This is a genomic window from uncultured Mucilaginibacter sp., assembly GCF_937859865.1.
Lineage (GTDB): Bacteria > Bacteroidota > Bacteroidia > Sphingobacteriales > Sphingobacteriaceae > Mucilaginibacter_A.
Map to the genome: position 1 here is coordinate 1 of NZ_CALMAT010000175.1, position 8,889 is coordinate 8,889.

The 8,889-nt window shown below is 41.2% G+C and carries 6 protein-coding genes; 4 read left to right on the forward strand and 2 right to left on the reverse strand.

Features of this window, described 5'->3' with window-relative positions:
• The 3 genes from Q0192_RS18570 to Q0192_RS18580 all read left to right on the forward strand — a co-directional run.
• Window positions 1-279 (forward strand): hypothetical protein (locus tag Q0192_RS18570; protein ID WP_299291987.1); only part of this gene is annotated, 279 nt, incomplete at its 5' end.
• Window positions 280-759: 480 nt separating this feature from the next.
• Window positions 760-1,275, forward strand: coding sequence for a hypothetical protein (locus Q0192_RS18575; protein ID WP_299291989.1), 516 nt, complete (start codon window positions 760-762; stop codon window positions 1,273-1,275).
• An 11-nt stretch (window positions 1,276-1,286) separates the two neighbouring features.
• Window positions 1,287-4,295 carry a T9SS type A sorting domain-containing protein gene (locus Q0192_RS18580; RefSeq protein ID WP_299291991.1) on the forward strand — a complete coding sequence of 1,003 codons (3,009 nt, stop codon included), beginning with the start codon at window positions 1,287-1,289 and terminating at the stop codon, window positions 4,293-4,295.
• A gap of 166 nt (window positions 4,296-4,461) precedes the next feature.
• Here the strand turns inward: Q0192_RS18580 and Q0192_RS18585 are convergent, their stop codons facing one another.
• Window positions 4,462-4,935 (reverse strand): ankyrin repeat domain-containing protein, encoded by a 474-nt coding sequence (locus Q0192_RS18585; RefSeq protein ID WP_299291993.1) that lies wholly within the window; start codon window positions 4,933-4,935, stop codon window positions 4,462-4,464.
• Between the two features lie 111 nt (window positions 4,936-5,046).
• Complete coding sequence (locus Q0192_RS18590; RefSeq protein WP_366518216.1) at window positions 5,047-6,669, reverse strand: catalase; 1,623 nt, start codon at window positions 6,667-6,669, stop codon at window positions 5,047-5,049.
• A gap of 265 nt (window positions 6,670-6,934) precedes the next feature.
• Between Q0192_RS18590 and Q0192_RS18595 the strand changes: the two genes are divergently transcribed.
• Entirely contained in the window at window positions 6,935-8,770 is a 1,836-nt protein-coding gene (locus Q0192_RS18595; protein WP_299291995.1) for an ABC transporter ATP-binding protein, read from the forward strand.
• Window positions 8,771-8,889 lie beyond the last annotated feature (119 nt).

Below are 8,889 nucleotides of genomic sequence, written 5' to 3' on the forward strand. Positions count from 1 at the left end.
GGCGTAAACGCAACCAACTGGGTTGACGATAATTTGAACAACGTGGTGATCCAAAGCAGCAAAGATACCTTGGTGAATAACCGCATCTATGTGAAAAAACATATTGTCCGTACTTTTACTTACCAAAAAGCTTTTGACAATGCTACAACTGCAACAGCAGCACTAAACGGGCTGTTGAAACAATCCGACATCCTGACTTTTTCTGCCTACTACGCCCCGGAAAACCCGGATATGGCCACCACCACCAATACGGCCAAACTTACTTATGTAAAAATGTAAAGGAAGGCTTAAACCGAATAAACTCAAAAAAGTATCAACTTAAAAACCAATAATCCAATCATAAAAACCAGGCAGTTTTAATTTTTCATTTGATTCAGAAGGGGGCGGCAGGGCTGCCTCCTTTGTTTAAACTTTTGGGTTAAATGAACGCTAATCACAGCCATTGATATTTAAATTTCCTAACCATATTTTAAAAAGTTAAGGCAAGCCATTTTTGGCCTGCCTTTTTTGATGCTTCTTTTATCCGGCAAAAATACAAGTTAACAAGTTTCAAGAAGGTACAAGGTTTTACTTAACAATTTTTTAACCTAAATAAAATTGCAATTGTAAAACAAAGGCAATATCTTTATCGTAAAACATTATCATACCTAAATAAAGCTTTTTGTAATTGCCTAAAATTACCAAAAGCTACCTGCTACTTCTACCGAATAAAAACTTATTTTCTTTTTGTTGTTGCTCATAGTTTTATAAAAAATGCTTATGAAAACACTGCCTTACCTGTTTAAGAAACCGCTTAAAACGCTTTTACTATTTCTGTTTTTTTTACCCTTGTTATATTCGTGTAATAAGGAAAAATTAACCAAACCCACCCAAACTGGCGCAAATACTTTTTCCTGTAAAATAAATGGCAAGGTTTACGTGGCAAAAACAAGCCTTTTTTCTCCTGGCCTCACAGGTGGTTTAAGCGGTGTGTCCGGACGATATGCCTTCGATGTTAACGCCTTAGTATATAATTCAAGTAATACAAGTTATGTGATAGGAATGTTAGTTAGTCCAAATATATCTGAAGGAGTTTATCCTGTTGGATACTGTACAGTTGGCCTTAGTGGGTCTAATGATATAACTTATAAATCAAACTCCGCAATTATAAACTTTACGCATATTGATTATGCGCAACGCATCATTTCCGGAACTTTTTCTTTTGACGCTATAAATACAGCAAATACAAATGATATTTTACATGTTACTGATGGTAGGTTTGATATGAAAAATTAAAAATTTAAATTATGAAAAAACTATTACTTTATTTATTGGCACTTGTCTGTGCAACTGTACAAGCACAAACACAAAAGAACTATACTCAAACAGCCGATAGCTGTATGAGCAATTTGAATAAGTCGAATATTACGACAGGTATATTCTATGATAGGGTTTATCCTTTTTCTGGTTTATCGGTATTCAATGATAATTACGCTGATACTTCATCCAATTCTCATTATTTACAAGGGTATAACGAGCTTTATAATGCAGCATATTCTACCAATAGTATGGTTGCCCCAGATAATTATTTGCAACAAGTTTCTGCCAAATTACAAAGCGCAATAGTCCCCATAGGTATTTTAAATTATAGGTTCAATTACCTTGATACAACAGCCATTCAAAACAACTTAATATCTACGTCAGGGCTATTATTGTATGATGTCCCTAATAGGCCAAGTTCTCCCTACCGCGAAAGACTATTAAGCTTGGCGGCAGTGTTAACAGATAGTATTAGAACTAGTACCGCATATTTTGAACTATCATCGTCTTTGTATTTAAACAATACCGGAAATACAATATCAAACGTAAATGTTGATTTTGCAGATGGAAGCGGGTTACATCAACTTAGTTTAGGCCAAGGGATTAGTATAACGTATCCATCAATTGGAGTAAAAATAATTCATTATTATATAAACTATACTAACGGAACTCAAGTTGAAACCTATAGTTCTGTTTATGTAAGCTCCTCACAAGGAGGAGTTGGCACATTAGGTGCTGGCTCACCTCCACCTTGTAATGGGTTTGGAACGCCAGACGTTTTACCTATTGTTGCTGATATTTCTTATCAAGGATATGAAAATGAAAGTAGCCCTATTAATGGTCATGGGACTGAATTCATCGTATATCATACTAATGCTTGTGATAGAGTTTTAAGAAAGCCAATAATCATAATAAATGGTTTTGATCCAGGTAGTCAAAATCAGCTTCCTTTTCTATATAAAAATTTAATGTACAATAACGGTGCTAATAATTTTGGTGATGAGATGTTGGCCAAAGGATACGATATAATTTATTTGTTTTTTCCAGGCTATTTTGTTAATGGAAAACAGATTGACGGAGGGTCGGATTACATACAGCGAAATGCTTTTACTCTAATTAAATTGATTCAAACAGTTAATCAAATTTTGCAACAAAACGGAAGTACAGAAAAGTTAGTAATAGTTGGCCCAAGTATGGGCGGACTAATTAGCCGTTATGCACTAACCTACATGGAACACAACAATATGTCCCATAATACCCGGCTTTGGGTTTCTTTTGATTCCCCGCATTTAGGCGCCAATATCCCAATTGGTGATCAGTGGACACTTGATTATTTAGGCAATACTTTGGGTTTATCACCCGCTAAAACCAAGTTAAATTCAACTATTAACACTCCGGCCGCAAAAGAAATGCTCTTGCACCATTATTTAACAGGTAACGAAACGCCTACTCCATATTCAACACGCAATACTTTTATGCAGGAACTTAATACTTTAGGCTACCCTACCCAATTAAGAAAGATAGCTTTAATCAATGGTGCCGGAAATGGACTTACACAAGGGAATTTTGGAGGTTTAGCCCTTCATATGGCGGCACAACCAACTACAATTGTAAGAATACTTAGTGGGGCTGCTGCTATCTTTATTCCTGTAAAAACTCTTTTTTTAGTGGCTATAAAAATTTTTACAGGCGGTGTTGCAGCGGTAAATAACACGATAGATTTAAATACATACTTTACTCCCGGCACTAATGGTAGGAATAAGGTTTTTTCAGGGTCTGTTTTAGCGTTATTCTTAAGAAGAGATCGTTATTCTAAGACACTTGCAAACTCAATTGGCCTTGACAACTCTGCTGGTGGATTTTACAATGCCCAACAACAAATTGCAGACGGCTTTACTGTGGGTTTTACAGGATCTAAACGTTTATTTGTAAAACCTAAAATTTATACAATTATTCCTAACCATTCTTTTATACCCGCTAAAAGTTCTCTTGCTGTAACTAATGGTTCTAATTACGGTGAAGATTTTAGTAACAGGAACTTGGTAACAAGCGCAGAAACACCATTTAACAGTTACTTTACACCTAATGCAAACGAAATTCATGTATCGCTTACTGCTTGTAGTGCCCAATGGCTATCAAACGAAATTGATAATCGACCACAGGCACCAGTAATTTCTACAAAATATGCAATTACAGGATCAAACAGTATTTGTAATTCACAGAATTATACGGTTAATGGCACGTCAACCGGCAATATTACTTGGACAGCAAGCCCTTCCAACCTTGCTAATATCACTATATCCAATAATGTTGCAACTTTGACACCTACAGGCAATGGTGCAATCAGTCTTTCGGCTGTTGTTCCAACTGCCTGTGGTAATGTAACCGTTTCATATCCTGTAACCATTAGCACATCTCCAACGGTAACTTCCATTTCCGCCACAATGAGCGGTTCTTGTCGGAGCGGTGGCTACCAGGACTGGCTTTTGCAAGCCACGCCAAGTAACCCAAATGCCACCAACTGGCGTTGGACGGCAAGCAACCTTTCATCAGGCAGTACTATAACATTCCAAAGCCCCAATTCTTCGAGTACTTATGCAACGGTTCATGGGGGCGGCGGTGCTAATATAACTTATACAGACCCTTGCGGCAATACCGCCACCAGTGGGGTAACCATTTATAGCCCTTGCGGCACAGGTAGCAGGGTTGCCTCCTATCCGAACCCGGCAGATCAGCAAATGACAGTTGATTACCAAACGGCTTCCGACAGTTCTAACCCCGCTGCAACATCTGACGCCAGTACCCAAAGCAAAACCCTAAATACTTTTAGCGTAGAATTGTACAACGATAAAGGCAAGGTTTTAAAATCAGGTAAGAGTGCCAATGGTAAAGGTGTGGTTTTAAACACCGCCGATATTCTAAACGGCAATTACTTTTTGCATGTAAAGGATGGCAAAGAGCTGATCGAAAAGCAAGTTATCATCCAACATCAATAAGCTTTGTATCTAATTTAAAAAGCCGCAGCAATCATCAGGTTGTTGCGGCTTTTGTTTGGTGATGCCATGCTTCTTTTATCGCCTAAAAATTCTGCCTTTCATCAACCGTACAAAACCTAATTAATTTCTTACAACTATAATGGTTAATCAAAAAACGGAAACCATTTTAATACAACTCCATCAACTCCAAAGCCTCTACATTGCCTTGTTGCACGGCCAAATCGGCAGCGGTCAAACCGCGGCTTTCGGCAATGGATTTATCGGCACCATGTGCTAATACGATTTTTACCAACTTGTTCCGGCCAAACATAGCGGCAAACATCAAGGCTGTTCCGCCATTGCCATGCTGTAGATTGAGGTCGGCACCGTTTGCAATCAGCAGTTCGGCAATTTCGGGATAGCCTTTAAAGCAAACACCCATCAAAGCCGTGTTTCCGCCAAAATCCTGTGCGTTTACGTTTGCTTTGGCTTCCAATAAAATTTTGGCGGCTTCCAATTGTTCATTGTAACAAGCAATAATCAAAGGTGTGTAACCGCGCTCGTCCTGAAAATTTATATCGGCGCCCTGGATTAGCAAATCTTTGATTTGAGCAAGATTGCCGATTCGGGAGGCATTGATGAGTTGGTAGTTGGTGTCCATAAATGATAAATAGGAATTTAAAGCGGTAAAACAACAAATAAAAAAACGATACTGTTTTTACCGGGGTAAAAACAGTATCGTAATGGATTGGCAGAAAAACTTCAGAAGCTTTTAATAAGCTTTTGCTTCTAACGATTCTTCTTTGGCTTGTGCCACCGCTTCTTCTTTTTGCATGGCTTCAGTGTGGTCTCCGCCCGGCGTAGTGTTGGTTTCTTTAAATTGTTTCAAACCATCAGCAACGCGCTGGCCATATTCAGCATCGCATTGGGTAAAAAGATCAACCATTTTTTCCTGGATGTGTTGCTTTACAGGGGCCAATGTGCTTACCAAGTTATTGATCAAATCTTGTTTTTCCCAATCTTCAAAATTGCGGTAAGTATCACCAGCCTGGCTGAAATTATTTTGACGGCTGATTTTTTCCCTTATCAAAGCAGCATTGTAATGCGGCGTGTAATCCTTGCCTTTTTTAGGTGCTTCGTTTAAGCCGCCTAAAGTAGAAGGTTCGTAGTTTACGTGCGGGTTTAGTCCCTGTGTTAAATCCTGGTGGTAAGCCATTTGCCCGTCGCGCTGGTTAGTTGCTGCTTTTTTACGAGGCGAGTTGATGGGCAGTTGCAGGTAGTTGCTGCCTACGCGGTAACGCTGTGTATCCGAATAAGAGAACGTGCGACCCTGCAACATTTTATCGTCCGAAAAATCCAGTCCGTCCACCAAAACACCGGTTCCGAAAGCAACTTGTTCTACTTCGGCAAAATAATTTGTTGGGTTGCGCTTCAGCGTCATTTTACCAACCGGCAACCACGGAAACTGCTCTTTCGGCCAAAGCTTGGTATCGTCCAGTGGATCGAAATCCAGTTCCGGATGCTCGTCATCACTCAAAATCTGCACAAATAATTCCCATTGCGGAAACTCGCCTTTTTCGATGGCATCATACAAATCCTGTGTGGCGTGGTTAAAGTTTTTGCCCTGGATTTCTTCGGCTTTTTCCTGCGTTAAATTGCGGATGCCTTGTAGCGGTTCCCAATGGTATTTTACCAAAACGGCAACGCCATCGTTGTTTACCCATTTGTAGGTGTTTACGCCCGAACCTTGCATCTGCCGGTAATTGGCCGGAATGCCCCAGGGCGAAAACAGAAAGGTAATCATTTGCATGGCTTCCGGTGTATTGCTGATAAAATCAAAAATACGTTCGCCATCCTGGCGGTTAGTAACCGGATCTGGCTTAAAAGCGTGTACCAAATCCGGGAATTTTAAGGCATCGCGGATAAAAAACACTTTTAAATTGTTGCCAACCAAATCCCAGTTGCCTTCTTCGGTATAAAATTTTACGGCAAAACCACGTGGGTCGCGCAAGGTTTCGGGCGAATGGCCGCCATGGATTACGGATGAAAAACGGACAAACAAAGGCGTTTCCCTTCCTTTTTCTTGAAACAAATGGGCACGTGTATATTTTGAAGCAGGTTCGTTGCCTACAGTTCCGTAAGCTTCAAAAATGCCATGTGCACCGGCACCGCGCGCATGCACCACACGTTCGGGGATGCGCTCACGGTCAAAATGAGACAACTTTTCTAAAAAATGATAGTTTTCTAAAGTTGCCGGCCCTCGGTTTCCTATCGTGCGCAGGTTCTGGTTATCATAAACCGGATGGCCCTGGCGGGTAGTAAGTGTATCGTTTTCGTTTTTTGCCGGATTGCCGTTGGCATCCTTTGCAAACTGGTTTTTTTGCGGTTCAATCATAGCGGGAATTTTTAGAATGATTTAAGGAATAACAATGATTAAAGGTAGTGGTTTAAAAATTCGCATCAAATAATCGGGCCAAATAACTGTATGATGAAAGTCATATCTGTTGGCCATGCTTCTTTTATCGCATAAAAATTGGTAAGTTGGGGTTGGGTAAAAGGGTGTTGATAGATAATAGTTGATGGATCATTGCCTCGAATAACTAAAATTAACGGGTTTAAACCCGTTTAGATAAAAAGTTTAAACAACATTATAAGATTAATTGAAACCACGTTCTGCCCCAACTCAAGTTACGCCTTTAACCTTTAAAGAACGCCTGGCCGCACTGCGCAACCTGCCGCAATTTTTTAAACTGGTGTGGCAAGTAAGCCCGAAAATGGCTCTGGCCAATATCCTCCTGCGGTTTGTGCGGTCGGCTTTGCCGCTGCTGATTTTGTATGTGGGCAAGCTCATCATTGATCAGGTAGTTTTATTAAGCCATGCAAAAGGCGGATTGCCGCATACTTATTTGTGGAAGTTAGTTGCGCTGGAATTTGGTTTGGCCATTTTGACCGATAGTTTAAGCCGCGCCATTACGTTGATGGATAGTTTGCTGGGCGATTTGTTCTCCAACCATACTTCGGTCAAAATCATGAACCATGCGGCTATTTTGGATTTGGACCAGTTTGAAGATGCCGTTTTTTACGATAAACTGGAACGCGCACGGCAGCAAACCGTTGGCCGCACGGTTTTGCTTTCGCAGGTGATGAGCCAGGTGCAGGATTTGATTACGATGGGCTTTCTGGCCGTTGGATTAATGGCGTTTAACCCCTGGCTGATCCTGCTTTTATTAGTCGCAATTTTGCCTGCGTTTTTGGGCGAATCTTACTTTAACGATCAAACTTACGCATTAACCCGAAGCCAAACACCGCAACGCCGCGAACTGGATTATTTGCGTTATCTCGGCGCAAGCGATGAAACAGCCAAAGAAGTCAAGATTTTTGATTTGTCGGCTTTTATCATCGAGCGGTTTAAGCAACTGTCGGACAAGTTTTACAAGGATAACCGAAGCATCGTCGTTCAGCGTTCGGTTTGGGGAACGCTGTTTGCCATGTTGGGCAGCATCGGTTATTACAGCGCTTATGTTTTTATCATTGCGCGAACGATAACCGGCAGCATTTCTCTGGGCGAACTCACTTTTTTGGCCGGTTCTTTCCGGCAGTTGCGTTCTCTGCTGGAAAGTATTCTCACGCGTTTTACCACCGTTTCGCAAGGTGCCATTTACCTGCGCGATTTTTTTGAGTTTTTTGAAATCCAGCCTAAAATTCATCCGGCTAAAAACCCGCGCCCGTTTCCAAACCCAATCCGTCAAGGTTTTACTTTTGAAGATGTTGGTTTTCGATATATCCATTCCGAACGCTGGGCAAACCGGCATTTGTCTTTCACTCTAAATCCCGGCGAAAAGTTAGCTTTAGTAGGCGAGAACGGCGCCGGAAAAACAACGCTGGTAAAACTTTTAGCGCGTTTGTACGACCCATCGGAAGGACGGATTTTGCTGGACGGACACGATTTAAAAGAATATGACCTGGCCGATTTGCGATTCAACATCGGCATCATCTTTCAGGATTATTTGCGCTACCAGATGACGTTTTCGCAAAACATTGCCACCGGAAACATCAGCCAAAAAGAAAACACCGAACACATAAAAAGTGCCGCTAAACAAAGCATGGCCGATGAACTGGCGCAACGCTTGCCCGGCGGTTACGAACAAATGCTGGGCAAACGTTTTTTTGAAGGCGTAGAACTTTCTGGCGGCGAATGGCAAAAAGTAGCGATTGCGCGTGCTTACATGCGCGATGCACAATTACTGATTCTGGACGAACCCACCTCAGCTTTGGATGCCCGTGCAGAATTTGAAGTTTTCGAGCGTTTTACCGAACTGACCAAAGGCCGCTCTGCCGTTTTAATTTCGCACCGCTTTTCTACCGTGCGCATGGCCGACCAGATTTTGGTGTTGGAAAAAGGAGAAATGGCCGAAATCGGCAGCCACGAAGAACTGCTGGCCAAAGGCGGCCGCTACGCCGAGTTGTTTAACTTGCAGGCGGCGGGTTATAAATAAGGGTTGTTAAACTTAAATTCCCTGTTTAAACTTTTATCATAAAATTTTACAATGCTTCTTTTAGGCCTGTAAATTTTATTTTGACTATATACCGATGCAGGAACCACAAAAAAGACAAT

Bases quoted from the DNA above. Each gene is read 5' to 3' on its own strand.
- Q0192_RS18575 (WP_299291989.1), top strand. From the start codon at position 760: ATGAAAACACTGCCTTACCTGTTTAAGAAACCGCTTAAAACGCTTTTA.
- Q0192_RS18585 (WP_299291993.1), bottom strand. From the start codon at position 4,935: ATGGACACCAACTACCAACTCATCAATGCCTCCCGAATCGGCAATCTT.
- Q0192_RS18580 (WP_299291991.1), top strand. From the start codon at position 1,287: ATGAAAAAACTATTACTTTATTTATTGGCACTTGTCTGTGCAACTGTA.
- Q0192_RS18590 (WP_366518216.1), bottom strand. From the start codon at position 6,669: ATGATTGAACCGCAAAAAAACCAGTTTGCAAAGGATGCCAACGGCAAT.